The sequence below is a fragment of the Vibrio intestinalis genome, from assembly GCF_025195085.2.
In the GTDB taxonomy this organism is placed as follows: Bacteria; Pseudomonadota; Gammaproteobacteria; order Enterobacterales; family Vibrionaceae; genus Vibrio; species Vibrio intestinalis.
This window is the reverse complement of sequence record NZ_JANAVY020000007.1, coordinates 117,228-138,540: the sequence shown is the minus strand read 5'-3', so window position 1 is coordinate 138,540 and position 21,313 is coordinate 117,228. Positions and strand designations below refer to the sequence as shown.

The following is a 21,313-nucleotide window of genomic DNA, read 5'->3' as shown; positions in this document are numbered from 1 at the left end:
TTAACCTCGATCCTCTGACAAGTATTCTTCTAACGCTTTCTCAATTGCCGTAGCACCTCGGCCAGGTCGAGAAAATTGATGACTTTTCTCTTTATAGTCCGCAGCAAGGGCCTGCAACTTGGTCGCAACATCATTGAATATTGTTGGGTCATTAGCCTCTAACTCTGCTAATGAATCTCGAAGCTTATCTTTCTCAAACATATCCTGACCCTGAACAGTGCTAAATAGAATATATTTACTTCTATCAATACTTAACGACTTTATTTTTTCATCAATTCCGTATTGATTACCAAAATAAGATTTGGCTAACTTAGCTTCAGAAATAGCCTCGGTATAACGATCTTTACCAGCTAACTCATCGATCGATTTATAGATATTAACCATTATTTGCTCAGGTAAAGCATGGCTGTAAAAATAAGACTTAGATTGGTTTAGTAACCAGGCAGCTTTAATCTCATCGCTTGCTAATGCCACTTCACCATCGAGAATAAGTTCAGCAAGTTGTTCACTTTTACTACCAACCGCCGCTGATAGCTTGAAAGAATCACTGGCGGCAACATTCAAACCAACCATAACTTGAGATAAACTCTGCTCGACGGACGGAGAGAGCGAACGCTCATTGTCTAATTCTTTACGCAATACGACCAATTCTTTGTGCAGTTGTCGAAGTGCTTTAGGTAATTCATCAGCAATCAATTGGTAAGACTGAAGCTGGCCACTATTCTTATTATAAATAGTTTTTAATTGACCCTGCTGAATATCGTATGCATTTTGGTAAGGTGCTGAATCCATATCTTGTCGATCCATCTCACTAATCAAACTCTCCATCTTCCAAGGAGATTGAGATAGAAATGAAGCTGTTGCATTGACGGTATTTACGTTAGGATCTTGCATTAAAGAATATTGCAAAACAGGCCCACCTTGTCCGCTATCTACAATACTTTGATACAAATGAGTGCCTGTTATTGTTGCTAAGCATATAACCAACCCTGTTTCGAGCAGCTTGAAACGTCTGAACTTGAACCTGTCTTGAGGCTTGCAATGGGTCAACAATAGGTCAGCATTGCGTAAGCTGCTAAATATTGGTGCACTCGATAATGGATCGAGCTCTTGCGTATCAATTCGCGCAAGTTGCTGAGCAAACGAAATTGCAGTATATCCGTGACTTCTAGGGTTATTGATAACTTCTTTTAACAGTTTCCAAATATGCCCTGGAATCAGTTCCGGACACTTGCGCTCTTTTAGCTGTTTATGCCACGCATCACCAAACAGATAGCCAAGGAATAAATGCCCCGCCAACATTGCTAACGAGTAAACATCGTCTTGTGGCTCAGCTTGACCAGTTGATACGTAGAGTGGAGATGCGTAATTCAAGCTTGTTTCAGCGTAGGTATCAACATCACCAATATAGCGCGCTGCACCAAAATCAATCAGTTTAACGAAATCACCTTCGCTGACCATGATATTAGAGGGTTTAATGTCCAAATGGCAGATACCACGGGTATGCATAAACTCCAACGCACCAGCGAGTTGGTACACTAACCAAGCAATATGATCGTGTCGAAAACCCTTGCTAGAATAACGAGCCATCTTTTCTGCAACAGACTCGCCTTGAACCCACTCATACATAAAATATGGGCGTTCAAACTCATTACCGACTTTGATAAATTCAGCGACACTCGGATGTTGCGACATTTCAAGTCGACTAGCTTCATTAAGTAATAACTTATCCGCCAATTCGGAAGCATCATTGTTGACCACTTTGCAACAAATCTGCTTTTCTGGCTGAGCCTTTTTCGACAAACGGTAAATCGTCGTTTTACCATTTTGTGAAGGAAGAGTGTCTAAGACATCAAATTGTGAAAAAAGCACGTATTCAAGCTTTGGCTTACTTTTCTTCGCCAGCCTTTGCTCATTCAACTTCTTTTTTTCAATTGCTTTAGCCACCAACTGATCCATGTATCCGTTGGTTGCTCCCTGACTATCTGACACTTTGTGCTCTTTTGCGTAGAAATATGACCAGAGAAAATGATATTTCCTCGGCTATATCCCATTCAATACTGAATAAGCAAAACGAACAGTACGACTATAACTTTAGTTATTATTACTAATTAATCCAACTCTACAACTTACGCTTTAACTAGATAATCGTCATTGCTTTACCATTTAATGAATCAATTAATAATATTGAACTCACTAAAGATAAGATTTAAATGTATCACTCATTATTAGCAAGTATTTGCATTAAACCCTTATCACCGTGGTAATCAAACATGAGAAGAGACGCGGGTTGGTTAATAGAATAATGATTGGCAGCAGCAAAGGCTAATAGTGCAACGGAAGAGCAACTTCCCATCGTTCCCCAAAAATCATTAATACGGACAGGGTCTGTAGGATTAGCAAAACGTTGTGCCTTTGCACCAAGTACAAAGCCATAGTCTTCAGTATGCGCACGAAAGTTAGACATATCAGTATAAACATGTCCAAACGTATCTAGCGCCTTACTTGCACGTTGAACTAAACGATACATACCTCGTCTATCGGTTGTGCTCTTTTCTGTATCGAAGTAACCCAACTGAACTTTTGCCTGTAGCTTTAATGTGTCAACAGTATTTTTCCTGCAAAGGATTAACCCTGCTCCGCCTTCACTAGGTATGATACCCCATGGATTATGAGTACTCATGACCATTGAAGAGTCAACAAACTCTTGCAATGATTCCACCAGTGAATCTAGCGAAATACACATCATTGCATCATGTTTATCGAGCCATTTAATCGACTGTGCAAGAAAAATAGGTCCGCTAGCATGCACCGCCTCCACAGACAATAAAGCACCAGAATATTCGCTTTCACCTAACCAATCTTGCACTTCCATTGGCGAGACTGACTTTGGAACTGCGATAAGTAATGGAATCGGCTTCAAAGAGCGCGGCAATTGAGCCAATAAAGAATTAAGTAAATAGCCTGTCAGTTCACACGTTTTTTCAAATACTTTACTTTCATTGGTGTAACCTATTTTAGCGAAGGTGAATCGTTCAATTCCGTCATTGCCTTCCACTTGCTCAAACCTTGCCAAATCAGATTGAGCAACAGTCGAAGCAATGTCAAGGCTCATTCCCGTTGGGGTCATTACTTCCATTCCTAATACATAACGAGCTGTCGATTTATTCATATTCACAGACCTACTCTTGCTTCGTGATCGCAGTGGACACCAAAAGGTGCTCTTTCCCCTGACAAGGAAAAGATGCATTATAACTTATTGAAATTATTTTATTTTCCGTATCAACAAACAAGGTATAAATCGCCATATCAACGTGGCTAACTTCGTTGTTAAAAGTAGCAATTGCGCGATATCTGTCATGAGGAATACGAAATGAGATCGTATCGTCATGACAAAAACCACTCATGACTAAACGCTCTCCCCCTATTAGATACCCTTTGCATTGCTGATCCAAAGGTGCACTTTGGTAAAAACCAAGATCAAAATCGACGGGTAGCATTGGTTTTCTATTCTCAACCCACTCTTCATCGAATGTACCGGCCAGCACCTGACGAGATTGAAAAAAAGGTGGTAGAGGGCCAAAGCCAGCGACCCGTACATTCTTAGCGGTAGAGCTCCAATCTTCTTTTAGATAAAACACAGAAGGCACTTTCTGCTCAAGCAGCTCTTTATTAGTATCAGCAACCCCTCCCCCTATGCGGTTTCGCATATCTCCCCCGATCGCACAAGTGTAATCAATCTCTTTTTCAATAAATGGAATGGGGTTACTTAAAGTAATACTTCCACCATGTTCAACCCAAGCTCGCTCACCTTTAACAACCAATGTCTTATCAAGATGTTCATCAATCAAAACCCGGCACTCTAACTGAGTAACAGGCTTCTTGGCATAACTGCGAGCTTTGCCATATACAAGGACATCCGTATTGGATTTACAGTAGGCAAATTCGTGGTCGACTTTCATTGCTGACCACCCCTCATCTCCTTCATACTGAGGGTCATCAAAAATCTCACTATCACTCAGCGGTTGCCAAGCTACGCCATCAAATTGCCACGAACGCTTTGCAACCACGACCCAAACTTCATCACCATTTTCATCTCGCTGAAAGCGCCCTTTCAGTGAAAGTTCAGGATGTGGTTCAATATCCCATAACTGCATGGCTATTCCTCATATTGAATCGTTCACTTGCTGAAGAGGTTACTTTCAACTTATTAAAGTTCCAGTCTTGCTGACTAATGGGCATCGCCATATCCCACGCGATATAAGCTCTGGACTGAATACAAAGTTGTCGCCACAACCATGAGCGAAACAATACATTGATATGGGGATCTTGCATCGCGGCTAAGGTGGACTCAAAGCTGAGTGCATACCCCAAACGGCTCGCTAAATTCTGCTGGTATTTTGATTCTGCAACCCATTGTTGCAGTATGCTGACAACTTGTTCCCACTCGTATTCCACCCCAACCTCGTTAGGTTTCAATGGCAACAGGTCTCCGTAGACAACGTACAAAGCTTGAATCCAAATTTCACCTTGACCTTCATCCAAGCTAACCAAATACTCCACAATATCGGGAACTAGCTTACAATCACCGCCGAGAGCAAAATCAACAGGAGCCAATGAAGAAAAAATGTCAAACGCTTCAAATTCTTTCAACTCTAGCAGTTTTGCATAGGTCAACACTTCTTCAGACGGCAAGCTGCTCGGATTTACGCCGAAATACTGTCGGAACCATGTGCCTCGGTCATGCTTGGTAATTAGATGTTCAAACAAATATTGCTCACCATCAGCGTTGTCATTAAGCCACTCTATTCCTTCTTTAACATCATGTAACGCAAGGATCGGAAACGCGATATGAGAAGGAATGATATTGGCGTTGTGCCAACGTCTAATCAAGGCAATGCTCAGCGCTTGGCGAACACGTAAGCATTCAAAGTAAAACGAACTCGACGTCACATTGCCTTCTATCAGCTCAGACATCACATTATCGATGATCTCCACCGGAGATTGAGCCGCAAAAACCTTTGCCGTTGGAGTATCTAGCTCCCCTAACAAGCTCAAGCCACACAACAAATTGTCATACTCTAAGCCCCACTCTTTTTCCAGCATAAGCCAAGCATAGATACTGGCTTCTTGGTTACGTAATTGGTGAATTAACCCAGGATTAAGACGATAGAAAGATAAGTAAACCTGCTTAAGCTGCTTCATTTGACGTTCTATCAAACGCAAATAGTCGAGATCTCGACTTGGATAACCGCGCTTATGAATTTGAACCCGTTGCCTTAGTAAAAAGCTAAGACTTTCTGAAGCAATTGCCAATTTTTCGTTGCAGAAACTCAGCCAACTGTCAGACAAACTAGCAAGGTCATTAACCGCAAGCTCTGCTTTCACCAACGCTCCTTCGACATCTTTCTGGGTTATTGGAGCTTTTAGGTACTCAACACCTATTCTTTGTCTCATCTAATTTCCATCATTCACGTGCGATAGCTATTAATTAATAGCTATAGTGCCACCTTGAATCTTTTGTGCTTTTTCAGCCTGTGAAGTGACATATTTCGCTTTGGTAGTTACGCGCCCATCTCGCCCGCTATAACGAGTTTCAGTATCACCACTTTTGATAATGAGCTCTTGCTCGGCTTCAATCACCATCTTCTTGGCTCTTAGAACGTATTCATCTGAGTCATCCAAAATGGAAAAAAAGATATCAGTAACCAAGGGTAAGCTTAAATCCTGATTTATAAATTCAATACGGCAGCTCAGCTTATTATCGATCGCCATCTGCAATTCGCTACGCCGAAAGCCGCGACCTAGCCTTGCTATAAGCGGCTGTTGGAATGAATTACCATCAAAATCGACTCGGACACTACCAGTAGATTCGTTCATGGCGACAATAGTGCCAAAACGCGAAAAGCAAGCCGTTGTTTCGGCTTGCTGTTCCGTGATGGTTTTAGTTATAAGAGTATGTTTTTCCATCATTAATTAATCGCTACGTTACCACCTTTCACAATGACTTTGTCACTACCTTCAATGGTGATTGAAGAACCAGACATTTTAATCGAACCATCACTATTCATAACTAAAGAAGAGCCACCGGTTTTCAATACAATCTTGTCGCCACTGATGATTTGTGTAGCACCATCGGCTTTGTAAGACGTGTTACCTTTTACTGACACGGTTAAGTTGCCACCAACCGTTTGATTATCATCTGCACCAATGTCCGAGCTCTTGGACGCACCAACCGTCAAATTACTATTTTCACCAACATCTAAATCATCATTTTTACCAATCTTCGTTGTACGGTTGTCACCAATCTCGAGACTGGAATTATTTTTCACATACTGCGTTTCGTTTGCGTTGTATGTAACCGTAACGTCTTGCTCTACCGTTTCTGTAAATGTGCTATTTACCTGAGTGGTTTTATGGCCATCAATGGTTTCTTTGTGATCGCCGTGTATTTCATTGGTCTGATGACGTGCAACCTTTAAGAACTCATCCTGCCCGATATCGCGATAGCGATTGTTAAGCACCTTAGTAGACATGTCTTTCTGCGCATGAATGTAGACTTCTTCCTGGTTCGCTTCATCTTCAAAACTCAGCTCGTTATAGCCTGTTCCTTTATGTGTTTGTGTCCGGAACGTAGTACGAGTTTTGTTTTCAGGTAAAGAGTAAGGAGGGAAGTGAAGCCCATTGTAGACCGCGCCTGTAACAAGCGGACGGTCTGGGTCTCCTTCAAGGAAAGTAACTACCACCTCATGACCGATACGAGGCAAATAAACCGCACCCCAAGTTGGTGCCGCCATTGATTGACTAACACGAATCCAGCAGCTTGAGTGTTCATCATCATCACCATAACGGTCCCAATGAAACTGAACTTTGATTCGACCAAGCTTATCGGTATAAATTTCCTCACCCGCAGGACCAACAACTACAGCTGTTTGGGGGCCATCAACCACAGGGTCCGCAAGTTTCGGCGCTTTGAAAACCACATTTCGTGGAATACAAGAAAATTGATTGTAGTAAGTGGTTGGCTGACCACTAGCTTCATCTTCATGTACTTGAGGATCTTGTCCCGTATGCATGACCGACAACATGATGTAATCGCGGTTAATTTCTGCACGCGGGTGATCGCTGACATTAAAGCTATAACCCGATGCCAAACGCATCACATCGCTACTTGCTTCCAATTGTTGGTTATCAACAATATACTCGGACATCCATTCAGTGGTTCTTACTTGCCCCATTGCAGGATCAACATAACGACCCGGATAATCAAACTGCTTGAGATCTTGGTCAAGCTCACCAGAATGCGTCATTTCTTGAGGGATTTTAGGGTGCTCGTAATTGTAATCAGTATACGTAACCTGGCCAGTTCTCACCCGATTGACTAACTCTAAATCAGAAATATGCTCTCGGTCAGGTACACCACCACTGTCTGAGTGGTACACGATAGGCCCAATGTAAGAAGCATTGAGAGGAGAACTCACCAAAGGTGCAATCGCGTCATTGCTATCTACAATCACCATTGTGTGATTTGAACTGGTATGATCGAAGTAATACCACATACCATGCTCAGCCATCATACGCTGTACGAAATGTAAGTCAGACTCGCGATATTGCAGTACGTATTCCTTTGGAGGGTAAGCACCTGAAAGTTCGAACCTATAGTCGGTTACCGCACCATCATCAAGCACTTCGGTAATGATTTCTTGCGCTGATTTCTGTTGGAAAATACGGCAGTCCTGACGCTGGGATAAAAACCAAGCTTGAGGCACCAACACCAACTGATAACGAGAGAATCGACGGCCCGTACCCAAATAACGGACTTCGTTAACGACACCATTAAACACACGAGCCGCTGCAGTACCTTGTCCAAAAAGGGTTAACGTACCTGCTTTTCGTATTAACGTATCAAAAGAGATATCTGGATCAAGTGAAAGTAATGAGAGACTGATTTGAAAAGGTTTCGAAAGCTCCTCGTTTACTTGGAAACTCTCTACTCGAAATTCGCACCCACACCCAGGTAGTTCAAATTTAAATTCTACGTCATTCACCATATCTTTTACCTGATACAAATAATTGAATTAGGGCTAACATTTGTTAGCCCTGAATCACTACGCAAAGAGCAATTAAGCTTCGCGTGGAGCACGCCAGTCGTCGTTACCCGCTGTTCCGCAAATTTCGTGTGTTACTTCGATTGCGCGGTACGTAAACTTAAGAACTTCTTCTGTCACGCGGTCAGCTGTTGCTGCATCTTGACAGTGGTTCATACGAGTTTGCATATCTACAAGCAACGCATCGATCAATTTGATTGAGTAGTAATGCTCTTGCTTACCTTGAACTGAAGTACGGTAGAAACGAATCACACACTCAGGAAGCTTTTCACCAGAAACTAGTGCGTTAAATAGTAGCGAAGAAGAACGATCTTGCGCTTTAGTTACTGTTACAGGACGGTGTACACGCTGACCTGTTGGCTGACCGCTTTGTGGATCACGAGGAACCGTAAGTACGTGGTCAAGTTCTTGTACTAGAAACTCATCAACGTGAGCTTCTTGCCAAGTATTACCCACAGAATCCGCTGAGTAAGCATCTTTAGTAATGTGACCTTGAGTTTCACCATTGATAGACATATATGCTGGAGTTGGCATCACTATTTCCTTTTTTAAAATCTAAATTTGTTAAATCACCAAATCGCTTATCACCGCGACTAACCAGTAATAATCAAATCTCATGCCAACTTTAAAAGTCAAACAAATACAATCACTTAGAAAAAACAAACACTATCAATCAATTTATTAATTACAATTTTTTGGATTAAAAACCAAAAAATCAGAACCAAATAATAATAAATTGTCAGGCTACTAAAAAGTAAAAATAACCAGGTACTCATTACAAAATAAAGTTATTCCAACTAGCGTATTAGTTATTTTTACTAGGAATAAATTCAAAACATCAAAATACAATTAAACAAATAAAACATTTACACTCGTAACACCTTTAAATCAACTAATAAACACTAGGCAAATTATCTTAATTAAAAAATTGACTTGCCAATTTTAGTATAATGTCGCCATCTATTTTTCTCTAAAAAACAAATGGCCATGATAAATATAAACCTTTCTTCATTAATCCAGCGTCTACACCCAATCGCAAAAGTAGCATTAGAAGACGCAGCTGCTCTCGCAGTATCTGAAAAAGCAAACGAAGTTCAAATTGAGCACTACTTATTGAGTCTATTAGAAAGGCCAAATAGTGATTTTGACGTATTATTAAGTCATTTTGATTGTTCTGAGAATTTATTAAGACAATCTATTCGCTCTACACTTGACACAAACGCCAAAGGAAATGGTAGCAAACCTGTTTTTTCCGCTTTATTAATCGAATGGTTACAAGAGAGCTGGCTAGTCTCTTCTTTAGACCTATCCGAAACTCAAATCCGCTCTGGGGCGCTACTTCTTACATTAGTTAGCAATCCACTGCGTTACGGGCAACATGGTTACGCATCTATTTTAGAGGCCATAAATCCTGACAGTCTTAAACGCAATTTCGCAGAATTAACGAGCCACTCCATCGAAGCACAAATCGCTACTTCGGAGACAACACAAGCTCGCGAAGAAGGCTCTGCATTAAGTAAATTTACTACTGACTTCACTGGTAAAGCACGCAAAGGTGAAATTGACCCAGTGTTCTGTCGAGATCAAGAAATCCGCCAAATTGTTGATATTCTAGCGAGACGCCGTAAGAACAACCCAATCGCAGTTGGTGAACCTGGTGTTGGTAAAACAGCCGTGGTAGAAGGCTTAGCATTAAAAATCGTTCAAGGCGATGTACCTGACAATTTAAAAGGTGTTGAATTGTACGGCCTAGATATGGGGCTTCTACAAGCAGGCGCTAGCGTGAAAGGCGAGTTTGAAAAACGACTAAACGCAGTTCTAGACGAAGTTAAAAACTCTCCGACACCTATTATTCTCTTTATTGATGAAGCACACACACTAGTTGGTGGTGGTAACCAAGCAGGTGGAAGTGATGCCGCTAACTTGCTAAAACCTGCTCTTGCGCGTGGTGAAGTAAAAACCATCGCCGCAACTACATGGTCTGAGTACAAAAAATATTTTGAGAAAGATCCTGCTCTCGCGCGTCGTTTCCAGCTTGTAAAATTAGATGAACCGTCTCCAGAACAAGCTGCATTAATCATTCGTGGTTTACGCCCTGCTTACGAAAAGTCACACAATGTCTATGTCCGTGACGATGCAATCACCGCAGCTGCGGCCCTATCTGCGCGCTATATTTCCGGTCGTCAACTACCTGATAAAGCGATCGATGTACTAGATACAGCATGTGCTCGTGTCAACATTAGCCTTAACGCAATTCCTGCTTCTGTTGAAACACTTCAACAAAACCTCGCAGCACAGCAACGTGAACTTGAAGCTCTTGAGCGTGACGAACTACAGCAAACCGGTGACAAACATAGCCTTGCTAATATTCCAGAGCTTAAAGAAGCGATAAACACAACCAAGGAGCAGCTGGCAGAGCAAGAAGCCCAATGGCACAAAGAGAAACATCAAATTGAAGAGATGATAGCTCTACGCTCTCGTTTGCACGACCTAGTATCTGATGAAACGAACCAAGAAGAACAGGATGCCGACGAAGAATCAGAACAAGAGGATTCTCCATACTTAGACATGGATGAAGAAGCCGTTCGTATTGCTATTTCGGCATGCCAAGAACAGCTAGATATGATTCGTGGCGGCAACCCTCTCGTGCATTTTGAAGTTGGCCCTGACGAAGTTAGCCATGTGATCTCAGATTGGACCGGCATCCCAATGGGTAAAATGCTTCAAGACGAATCTGAAACGACGCTCAAGTTAAAAGAAAGCCTGACACAAAGCATTAAAGGCCAGGAGTTCGCTATTGAAGCTCTGTCGGAAGGTATCCAAACTGCTAAAGCGGGCTTAGGTAATCCAGATGCTCCAACAGGTGTATTCCTTCTAGTTGGCCCAAGTGGTGTTGGTAAAACAGAAACCGCACGCGCGATAGCCGACCAAATGTTTGGTGGTGAACGCTTCATGACCACCATCAACATGTCAGAGTTCCAAGAGAAACATACCGTATCTCGCCTAATCGGCTCTCCACCAGGTTACGTTGGTTACGGGGAAGGCGGCATGCTGACAGAAGCGGTTCGTCAACGCCCTTATTCTGTAGTATTACTTGATGAAGTAGAAAAAGCCGACCCAGAAGTTCTGAACTTGTTCTACCAAGTATTCGACAAAGGTACGCTCAACGACGGTGAAGGTCGTACTATCGACTTCAAAAATACGCTGATTATTATGACAAGCAACCTTGCAACCCATGAGATTGAGTCTTTGGTTCACCAATCAAAAGACATTGATGCTCACATCGTGGCAGAAGCCATTCGCCCAACCTTGAACCAGCACTTCAAGCCAGCATTATTGGCTCGTATGTCAGTTCTTCCTTTCTTGCCTCTCTCTGACGAAGCAATGACAGCCATCATTCACCACAAACTCAACAAAGTGTCGCAACGCTTACAAAACCACCATAAGCTATCGCTCAGTTATGAGGAAAGTTTAGTCGAGTTCGTATTGGGCAACTGCCGTCTTGCTGAAACAGGCGCTCGTAACATTGACGCTGTAATCAACCGTCAACTACTTCCACAGCTATCAACTCAATTGCTTGTCCATAACAAGGACGATTCACATACGCAAATCGAAGTATCTGTCGATGAGCAAGGAACCTTAACCTATGCGTTCAGCTAACCATAGTGAGCTAAGCAACGCGCTACTTGCGATCAGTCAATCTTTGGCTGATCGCAGCCAGCTAACCCAAACATTAGATGCAGTGTTAACGGCTGCGAGACAAATGACTCTTGCAAAACACGGTATTATTTATGTTTTAGATCAGACTGGACAAGCGTTGATTCCGAGCACTGCACACTACAACGACAACGCGATAACCTCCCACCCTTGGGAGGCACTTCAACTTGACTCCGCTAGCGAAACAGATCCATTCAACTTTGCCATTCGCAATGGTGAAGTTGTGTTGATTAACGAACTGTACAAATACAACGGCTATGATTGCGAGCGCATCTACCACAGCGAACGAATACTGGGATTAAAGAGCGACAACTTGTTGGCATGGCCTCTGATAGACAATGAAAGCAAAACTATTGGTTTGTTAGTCCTATTAAACTTAAGCATTATTGACAATGAAGCGGCATTAACCGAGTTCTGCCGTATGGCTGCAAGTAATATTCGCCAAGCCATTTGGTTAGAGCAGTACGGACAAATGATCAAAAGCCTGAATGCTGACAACCAAGCCTTAGTGCGTGAGAACACTCAGTTGAAACAACGCTCACAAAAAACCTATCAGGGCCCAATAGCAAAAAGCGAAGAAATGCTAAATGTCTTAAACCGCCTTGATAAAGTCTTAGCCCTTCCAGTTGATGTTTTGTTGCGTGGTGAAACCGGTGCAGGTAAAGAAGTTATCGCCAAATACATTCACGATAACTCTAACCGAGCCCAGCAGGCATTAATTGTGCAAAACTGCGCCGCCATTCCAGAACAACTATTGGAATCTGAACTGTTTGGTCATAAAAAAGGGTCATTTACAGGCGCAGATAAAGACAAAATTGGCCTGTTTGAAGCCGCCAATGGCGGTACACTATTCTTAGATGAGATTGGTGACATGCCGATGCTATTGCAAGCAAAGCTGTTGCGTGTCCTGCAAGAACGTAAAGTTCGACCTATCGGTGCTAGCAAAGAAATAGAAGTGGATGTTCGCGTTATTGCTGCGACACACTGTAATCTCATGCAGCAAATCAAAGATGGCGGGTTTCGCGCCGACTTGTTCTATCGCTTAAACGTATTTCCAATTACGCTACCACCGCTAAGAGATCGTAAATCAGATATAATACCTCTTGCAGAACACTTCGTTCAACATACAACCAACACATTGGGTTTACCACAAGCGCCTGGGTTAAGTGCGAATGTGCGAAAGCAACTCCTATCATACCCATATCCAGGTAATGTGCGAGAACTCAAAAACATTATAGAGCGTTCGGTACTGCTATCAGATTTCGAAACCATCACTCATATCGAGTTTGGTGAACAGCTGCCCGAGCAACTCCCAACCAATAGCTCAGAGCAACCAGAAAATACTAACCCACCCTCAGAGTCTACATCTGAAGTGTCACATGAAAATCTGGATATCACATCTTTAGGATTAAAAGAAGTCGTAAGCCAATACGAAAGAAATGTCATTATAGATAGCTTAAACGCGTGCAACTGGCACACAAAGCGAGCAGCAGAGCAATTATCTCTCCCTCTTAGCACCCTAAACCACAAGATGAAGAAATACGATATATCAGCAATGGGTTAAATACCCGCTCTAAATCCCCAAGTCAGAACCAATACTTTAATAAACAAAAAACCGCCCTAGGGCGGTTTTGTTATTCAACGATTACATCAAGCAACCACTTATTGAGTATCCTTTTTCGCGCTTCAGACAGTGGAAGCGCTTTCGCAGTGGAGTAATCTCTCATAATGGGATCCGCATTCATCCATGTGCTTAGAGAGGATGACTTATGCGGTAACTTACTTCCCACTGAGTGTTGTATATTCAGATCCGCATCATCTGTTACGCCCGATGAATACTCCGAAATAGCTTTAAATTCTACTTCGTTCATCTCATACCATTTCGCTTTATGATGGATAACTCGTGAACTTAATAAAGTTGCTTCTGTAATCTTCACTGGGAAAACAGCCAATCTTCCCGAAGAAACATTCAAATCCATCTTCTCCTTACCATTGATGTCTACCCATATATATGGCTTTTCATTTGGGCGGGGGACAAATGGACGTAAACCCGGCATCTCTTTACCCGCAGCATTCATGTACTTTAAGGGGATCTCAACTGCGTATAAATCAGTGTCAACAAAGCCTGAGAACATACCGCCCTTTACAGTAAGCTCATCTTTAAATGCAGGCATATTGCCAGCAATATGGTTGACAAGTTCAAGCATACCTTCATGCACAGCCTTAGGCGTGAACGAAATCTCTCTTTTTTCATTATCAACGCTAATTTTCCCTAAAGGATGCAAATCCATGTCTTGATGTTCAAAATCATAGTTCCCGCATGCGTCATTTGCTTTTATTATTATATCGGCGGGAATGCGGTGCGGGTCGAACCGGCCATTTTTAAGTTTATCCTCGACATTTTCAACGGATTTTGTACTGACAATGAGCAGCAATTTCGTTTCTTGTTCTGAAGTATCATAAGATGTCTGCGACTTGCTCCAACCCAGTGGCTCCATCATATTTCGATAACTACCGTCAGGCACAAGATATTTAACACTTTCATCGTGAATATATAAATTAACCTTTGCATCTGATGAGAACAGCTCAGGGTACTCCCTTGCTTTTTGACCTTTTCTCGCTAGAAATGCTTTTTCATATAAGAATTCATGCTCTTTGGACATAGTTAAATTAAAAATTGATGCGTTATCTGTACTAACAATTTTCTTTTTACCATCCTGAGTCCCGAAAACTAGCTCTCTTCTATACGTAAGGTTTGACTCAGTATCGTCAACATTGGGTACACCAACTTCTAAAACATAGCGCATCAGGTAAGAAGCTGATTGCTGCTCATCCGCTTTACCAAAAACCGACTTCCACTTCTTACTACCATAATCGTCAGCAATCGGCTTAATACCATTGATTAAGTTACACCCAAAGTAATAGGTTGGCTTGACAACAACACCAAACAATTCAGAGTTAGCCTCCATTATCCCTTGTTTTTCTATAAATGCCTTCTCACTATCAACTAATGATTCCAACACAATTTCACGAACGTATTCTGTGGTATAGGAGCCGACATCATCTAAAAATTTATTTTGCCTTACCGGTCGAACCCCAATAGGCACAAGAGTAAGCAAGCCCTCCTCTTTAAATTTTTTTAATACCTTATGTTTCATGTCTAGAATAACAAGAACTCTAATGGGCATCGTCGGCGAAATTGTCTTTCCTTTATTGACCAACTCTTCAAGCGGATACCATTGATCATCAAGTTTAATTGAAACCAGATGTTTAGAATAAATGTTGTCATCAAGCTTAGATAAATCCGGCGCCTTCAACAAAGACCTAAGTTTAGTTAGGCTTGGATCTGCTAAAACGTGTATTGGACAGAATTTCTGATAAATTTGAGATTGTGAGAGTGCTTTTTCTCCACCCGCAGACTGCATTGCTCGATAAAAAACATAACCAGTCATGGCAGAAAAACTCAACACACTTTCCGATGCGCTATGGTAATTGTGCTTTGTTTCTAGCCAAACCTCATCAAGATGAAAAGAAGGAAGCCAAGAGCCACCTAACTCCCAGTTGTCGTTTAAGAGATAGGTTTGTATATAACCTTCAATATCCAGTTCTCTTGATTTGGGATTAATGTTATGAGCCGCATGATACTCCGAAACAATATTGGCCTGGTCAGTACCTTTTTCCATTTGTGCTTCCAGTAAAAGCAATCTAAGTAGGCCATTGAGTGCAATAGCACGTTTAATGTACGACTTACCTAATACGCTCAATTCATTAAACGCTGGAAAATCCCGATAGAGTAACGCTTGTCCAACCACATCAAGCTCTGAAAAGTGTTTCTGTTTTTCTTTGTATTCTTCTACTTCTTTGTTAAGAATTTGAGCCGCACCGTTCATAGTAGAAACTAAAGTGTCAGCGGCCCAATACAGCCCATATGCAACAGCAGCGCCAGGACCTAGTACTGTGGCAGCTAAACCAAGTGCGATGTCAAATGCTTGGCCGGAAAACTTCCCAATGGCCTTATGGGCTTCCACCTCGGCTAAAACCGCCTTCTGGCGATTTTTCTCAAGAGCCAACAACCAGCTTCTACACGCTGGGTATTCAAACGCAGAATTGAGATAAAACTTCAATTCCGCTCGACGACTTAAATGCCTATTGCTCGTGTCATTGTCAGCAAACACACCTCTACCTAGCGCCGATATGCGATGTTCCCACTTAACAGCATCTGCACCGAGTGACTCTAAAATTGAAGATTTAAGCTCTGCTGCACGTTTTTTTGACAGTTTAGTATTGTATTCCACTGAACCAATATCACACGTATATCCTTCAATGTTCAGCAACATTTCTGATTCAGTGTTACGCAAATATTCGGCCACTTTAGAAACTAACTTCTTGTCGGACATAGCAAGTTCACTATTGGCACTGTCAAATTCAAAAAACAATGTTAAATAGCTTGCCTCACCCTCTTTTGCCTGCTTTTGTTCTAGTAACGGACTACCGTTTAGCAACACTTTATGATTCACACTAACATCAGAGAATGCTTCAAGGAGCGCTTTTTTATGTTCCGCTTCAGACTCAAGCAGTGCCTGCCGATCTTTTTCATCATTCAATAATAAAGTTGATATTACTGATTGTGTTTTCTGACCATATTGTTTCGACTTATTAATATAGGCATTAAACGCCGTCTCAGAATTTTCGATACCTTTCGGGATTTCAAGGCCGCTAGAAACAAGCTGAGCATAACCAAAAGGCTTATCGAGTGCATACTCAACCGCACGAACAGCAGGTTTTAAAGGGGTTAAAATTTTATCATCAACCTTATGCCAAAAGTGCTGTAACGCTGGTGGAATCGTATAAACGCTCGGTAAGGCATTCCCAAGATGATTTGACCAGTTAAGTGCTCTCGCCAATTCAGGTATAGATTCAATTGTACCTTGTGCTGGAGGTTTGAGTTTTTGTGCAAAATCTAAGAACCCCTTTGCTTTAGCATCAATACCGACCGCAAGTTTTAATACTTCCAAAATACCATCGGCTTGGTCTGCATTCAAACCTGCGCTGAACGCTTTATGAACCGTGGTCATACTGAATGGATCCATCACGCCAGACGCTGAAGCCTCGATAACCCCTTTGTAGTTGCCAATAGAATTGAGAATATTAATCGACGGTTGCACACCACTCGCAGGCTTATTTTCGCTAGTATTTGGCAGATTTTTACTCCAATCGAGCCAACCTTTAAACATATCCGGCGCATGTTGAAACAGTGACTCTTCAACAGAAATAGGATCACCAGATACAATGATGCTGCGCCCAGCTATCGAATAGATAGGTAAGTGTAATACTTGCTCAGACAAGGAGTAACAATTGTTTGGGAGGCTTAGTTCATCAACTTGGGATAACCTTTCTTCCAATTTGCGTTTTTCATTTTCATCTTCGAGCTCTAGGTTATCTTCCAAGTAGCCATTAATCGTATTTAAATCTATATCAAAGCGAACTAATTGCTTAATTTGATCATCATCATCAAGATGGCCGCCCGTGATCCAAAATGTGGCTACATATTGAGTTACTTTCTTTGCAACGTCAGAGTCAGTAGCTTGATTAGCAATATCAAAATACGTAACCGGCCTTACGCGGCTAGTGATTTTATTGGCTATATCCTTAGCATCACCTTGTATGATTAAATTTTCTGGTTGTCCTGACAAAGTAACTTCGGCCCCCTCAAAATAGTCGGCTGAGAAGAATAAATTGATAGTCCAAACCTGAGGAATACGCAGATAATGAAAATTATGTTTATCGCTTTCGCTTTCGGGATATATTTTTTCATACAGGCGTTTATACGCGCCTTTATTTTGCCCAAACTGCGCCTCTGCTGCTTCAGCTTTATGGATAAAAAACTCGGCTAATTCGGGCGCTAAAAATCGCCTCTCGGAAGGGTCTTTGCTTAGCCTTTGGTCCTGTTTAATATCTCTGTTAGTTACTACGCTAACTTCAATGCTTTCATCACTAGAACTTACAACATCCTTGGCCAAGGCTACTAAGCGTTCCGTCCAAGCAGTATCTTCAGACATAACCGCTGCGGGAATTAAGTAAGGTGGGATAAAGACAGGTTTTAGCTTATCAGTCGTACTAGAAATCGTTAATGGCGAAGAAGAAAGCTTATTCCCATCAAGCTCTTTAACTGATTGGACCTTGGTATTCCAACCTTGTAACCGACCTGATGAATCACTGAAGTATAATGGTGAGTCATTCTTACTACTGCTACCATCTGCAGTTTGACCCGCTGCTAGTTCTGGTAGGGCCAGAGCAAAACCAGGTAACGGGTAGAGCCCGTTGCCAGGAATGGTGCCGCCATCTGGTCCAACCAATTGCCCCATCAAATAGAGAGAATGCTGTTCAATCTTAGCCCTAGCCATGATTACGCTCCTCTAATACCGCTTTCGCTTTTTCTAAATCAGCGTAGCTTGGCAATGGATGAAGTAACTCGCTCCAACTCTCCGCCTCTTTATGCTCAATTACATAACGACTAAAGCCAAAACCAAACGCCGATTTTTTTAAGCCTTTAGCCCCGTAGAGATATAACATTTGTGTAGTAGGACTGTTCTCTTTTGGCTGGTGTAACACGCGGGTTATATTTCGACCATTAACAGGTAAGAACCACATGTCACTACCGTTAAAAGCCAACAAATTGACCGTAGCAGGGAAGTTACCCATTTTTTCAGAGGGTCTTCCCGAACGGTATGCCTCACCTCCGAGGCAGTAGAAGCCATCTCCATACACGCCGCCCCAGACATTACAATCGTAGCTATCCGGAGTAAAATCACCCCGATCAACCAGTTTTAAGGTTTTGGCATCAAACACGAATGTATTACCGCATTTGGGTACATCGCTCTCCCCAAAAGTTTCAAGGTATTCATCATTCTCCCACCCACAGCCAAACCCCGCCAAACTCGAATTAAAACTCAAATAGATCGCTTGCTCTGACTGGCTCATATAGGGCTTGGCAAAAGAGGTCATGTAACGTGCGTATGAACCATTTACATCAGTAAATTTTACTACCTCTTTGGTGCCTAGCTTAACCAGAAGAAGCTCATCTCTTTTTTTCACCACGACTTGTGTACTGTCTGTATCCCACATAATGTCGTGACGAGTAGCCCCATATTCCTCACTAATGTCTGTTATTTCGCCATTATCTAGATCATACAACACAGTACTATTTTCCTGAGGGATAACAAGATAGCGGCCGTTTGGCGAGCGTGACATATATTTAGCATAATCAATCCCTGTATTAGGCGCGGGTGGCAATACCCCCTCAGGGATCAGCAATTGAGGGTCAGTACCATCAATTTTCAATGCCCAATAACTGACTTTTGATTTATCTTCTCGGTTTTCGATAGTAAACAATATCTGAGGGAGCTTAACATTCTCAGTATTCCAATCTGCTACCTTTGGGTTATTAGGGATTTCAAAAGAATAGCGGTATCTCCACTTACTTCCATCATTAAATCGTGTATTTATACGTGACTCTAATTGGTCCGCCAATAATTCTATTCGAGCTTTTTCATCAAAATAGGGTTTAGTAACGATGTAACCGATACCTACGGCAACTACCGTCGTCAAACTTAAGCCGAGTAATATTTTCTTTTTCATTCTTATTCCATTTTCTAGTTGGGTTACAACGACCAATCCAGCACTAATGACTCGAAGCGTTGTTTTTCTGCTGCTGTCATACCTTTAGGCTTATCATTTGGCTGAGATTTTGGCGTGGGTTCAGTAGACACTTCAGGTTCAACAAATAAATCGTTATAAGCGACCTGTTCAAAAAGTATGTGACGACTGTCTGGGTCTTGGTCATGTACAAGGGACATAGTAAATACCCCATCCGATGGCAACCCACTGAGTAACGCTTGTTGCCAGTCGTGGTCTTCCCCTTCATAAAACTCTAAATCAAACACGTCTTTATAATCACTATTGTGATCTATCACATAGAGTGAGTTCAAAGCGGTGATGCCAGAGGTACCAACATCAACCCGGAATAATAGACCACTGTTTTTTCCATCCACATAGGCAATCACGGTATTGCTATGATCGTAACTTCGAACGATGGCCTGTTGGTCACTCAGCCACGGCATGTCATCTTCGGTAACTTTGTGGATGGCAGCACTGTCTACATCAGAAGTGAACTCTTGCGCACTGAAAGACTGCCCGTCACTGTAACTACTTAATTCATCTAATGGCGTGCTGGATTTATCTAGTAAAGCCGCATCCGATTCTAATACTTCTATTTGGGCAAAACGCTTTTGCTTCGGTGAAAAAATGATCTTGAGTCCATTTTCCCCCTGTTGGACTTCACCCGATATTTTATAAGGTACCCAGAAGTGCGGCATCGCAAACCCGCTTGCGCTTCTTTGTATTACCTGAGGTGTGTTTTTTTTCTTTTCTTCTTGCTCTAGTGTTCGGTAATACTCAACATCGACATCTTGGTAGTAACCTTTCTCAGTTATGGCCATTTCGCGCCAAAGCTTACCTTGCCAAAAAACATACAGATAACCTCCACGAAGTTCTGACGCTTTCGTTTTGTCGTTGCTTTCATCCAAATATGCTAATGGCCTCACTGGCACCAAGACATTATCCCACTCATCCATCTGAGTATCTTTATGCACAGGTTGTAGGTCCTCTGCCAATTTCAACAATATCGGTTGAGGTTGATCAACACATGGGATTTTGATGTAAAGTGTTTTGCCCTCAGTTTCAAGGTCTTTAAACGTAGCAAGGCTTCGATGCTTGTTTTCTGAATCAGCCTTGCCTACGGTAACCTTCTCTTTCTGCGCTTCTGTTTTCCCTAACATCAAACATGCTGCGTTGCTAGACCACTGCCCAGCGAACTCCACCACAATTTTATGATCAGGACTTGGCTCACAAGGTGCGTAGGTATAATTGCGAACGAGAGCTACGTCATCTGTGACCTGCTTATATCCCGCTTTAAGTACTTTTTTTTCATTCAGAGAAGAAACAGAATCGACAAGTGTTTTTAGTCTAGGAAAGCTTTGAAGCTGGCTGCTTGTTAGCGGTGTTCTGCGAGAGAAAGGTGATAGAGCAACCCAACTACCTTTTACTAACTCACTTCTAACAGCGGTTAGTAACCTATCGTGTGACTTTTTGGTTGATATGGAGAGATTTTGAGCCAACTCTTTAGGTAGGCTCCTTAAGAAGTCATCTATGTTCCGCACACGAGAGAGCTGCCCCATACACTCATCTGGTGTAAGAACATAAGGTAGCTCGTTGGAAGATAGCTTCGAGCTAGGTATAAATTTGCAAACTAATTGCATTTGGATTCTCCACAACCGACATCATAAGTATGGTTGCGGTGATATTAAAGCTGATAAGGCTTACAAGTACGATTTGGTAGAAGAATAATACTAATTTATTTTATTAAATTCAATCAGATGCATCACTAACAAATACAGGCAAAATAACAGCCAAAAGAGTCAAAATGACCA

Annotated in this window: 11 protein-coding genes and 2 pseudogenes; 3 read left to right on the top strand and 10 right to left on the bottom strand. The window is 42.0% G+C overall.

What is annotated here, in order from left to right:
• The 7 genes from MU515_RS11970 to MU515_RS11940 form a co-directional block, all read right to left on the bottom strand.
• Positions 1–1,992: a protein kinase domain-containing protein gene (locus MU515_RS11970; protein WP_260260657.1), complete on the bottom strand. Its 1,992-nt coding sequence runs from the start codon at positions 1,990–1,992 to the stop codon at positions 1–3.
• Between the two features lie 226 nt (positions 1,993–2,218).
• The gene (locus tag MU515_RS11965) at positions 2,219–3,172 is read right to left on the bottom strand and encodes a hypothetical protein (protein ID WP_260260668.1); all 954 of its coding nucleotides are present in this window, start codon (positions 3,170–3,172) and stop codon (positions 2,219–2,221) included.
• Between the two features lie 10 nt (positions 3,173–3,182).
• Entirely contained in the window at positions 3,183–4,157 is a 975-nt protein-coding gene (locus MU515_RS11960) for a DUF2169 family type VI secretion system accessory protein (RefSeq protein WP_260260656.1), read from the bottom strand.
• On the bottom strand, positions 4,138–5,457 hold the full coding sequence (locus MU515_RS11955) for a hypothetical protein (protein WP_260260655.1): 1,320 nt from the start codon (positions 5,455–5,457) through the stop codon (positions 4,138–4,140). The genes MU515_RS11960 and MU515_RS11955 overlap by 20 nt, the downstream gene beginning before the upstream one ends.
• Positions 5,458–5,487: 30 nt before the next feature.
• The gene (locus MU515_RS11950; protein ID WP_260260654.1) at positions 5,488–5,973 is read right to left on the bottom strand and encodes a hypothetical protein; all 486 of its coding nucleotides are present in this window, start codon (positions 5,971–5,973) and stop codon (positions 5,488–5,490) included.
• A complete protein-coding gene (locus tag MU515_RS11945; RefSeq protein ID WP_260260653.1) occupies positions 5,973–8,051 on the bottom strand; it encodes a type VI secretion system Vgr family protein in 2,079 nt (692 codons plus the stop codon). The genes MU515_RS11950 and MU515_RS11945 overlap by 1 nt, the downstream gene beginning before the upstream one ends.
• Before the next feature lie 72 nt (positions 8,052–8,123).
• Complete coding sequence (locus MU515_RS11940) at positions 8,124–8,642, bottom strand: Hcp family type VI secretion system effector (RefSeq protein ID WP_260260652.1); 519 nt, start codon at positions 8,640–8,642, stop codon at positions 8,124–8,126.
• A 453-nt stretch (positions 8,643–9,095) separates the two neighbouring features.
• On the opposite strand from MU515_RS11940, the gene tssH reads away from it, so the two are divergent.
• The 3 genes and pseudogenes from tssH to MU515_RS20080 form a co-directional block, all read left to right on the top strand.
• Complete coding sequence (gene tssH / locus MU515_RS11935) at positions 9,096–11,768, top strand: type VI secretion system ATPase TssH (RefSeq protein ID WP_260260651.1); 2,673 nt, start codon at positions 9,096–9,098, stop codon at positions 11,766–11,768.
• Positions 11,755–13,140, top strand: a pseudogene (locus MU515_RS11930) (sigma-54-dependent Fis family transcriptional regulator); the annotation flags it as partial. The gene tssH and the pseudogene MU515_RS11930, both read left to right, overlap by 14 nt.
• 87 nt (positions 13,141–13,227) lie before the next feature.
• Positions 13,228–13,389, top strand: a pseudogene (locus MU515_RS20080) (helix-turn-helix domain-containing protein); the annotation flags it as partial.
• A gap of 70 nt (positions 13,390–13,459) precedes the next feature.
• On the opposite strand, the gene MU515_RS11925 reads toward MU515_RS20080, so the two are convergent.
• Genes MU515_RS11925 through MU515_RS11915 form a run of 3 tightly spaced genes read right to left on the bottom strand, consistent with a single transcriptional unit; the run spans position 13,460 to position 21,142 of the window.
• Complete coding sequence (locus MU515_RS11925; RefSeq protein ID WP_260260649.1) at positions 13,460–18,229, bottom strand: OmpA family protein; 4,770 nt, start codon at positions 18,227–18,229, stop codon at positions 13,460–13,462.
• The gene (locus tag MU515_RS11920) at positions 18,222–19,463 is read right to left on the bottom strand and encodes a hypothetical protein (protein ID WP_260260648.1); all 1,242 of its coding nucleotides are present in this window, start codon (positions 19,461–19,463) and stop codon (positions 18,222–18,224) included. Before MU515_RS11920 ends, MU515_RS11925 begins: the two co-directional genes overlap by 8 nt.
• A 23-nt stretch (positions 19,464–19,486) precedes the next feature.
• The gene (locus MU515_RS11915; protein WP_260260647.1) at positions 19,487–21,142 is read right to left on the bottom strand and encodes a hypothetical protein; all 1,656 of its coding nucleotides are present in this window, start codon (positions 21,140–21,142) and stop codon (positions 19,487–19,489) included.
• Positions 21,143–21,313: the final 171 nt, after the last annotated feature.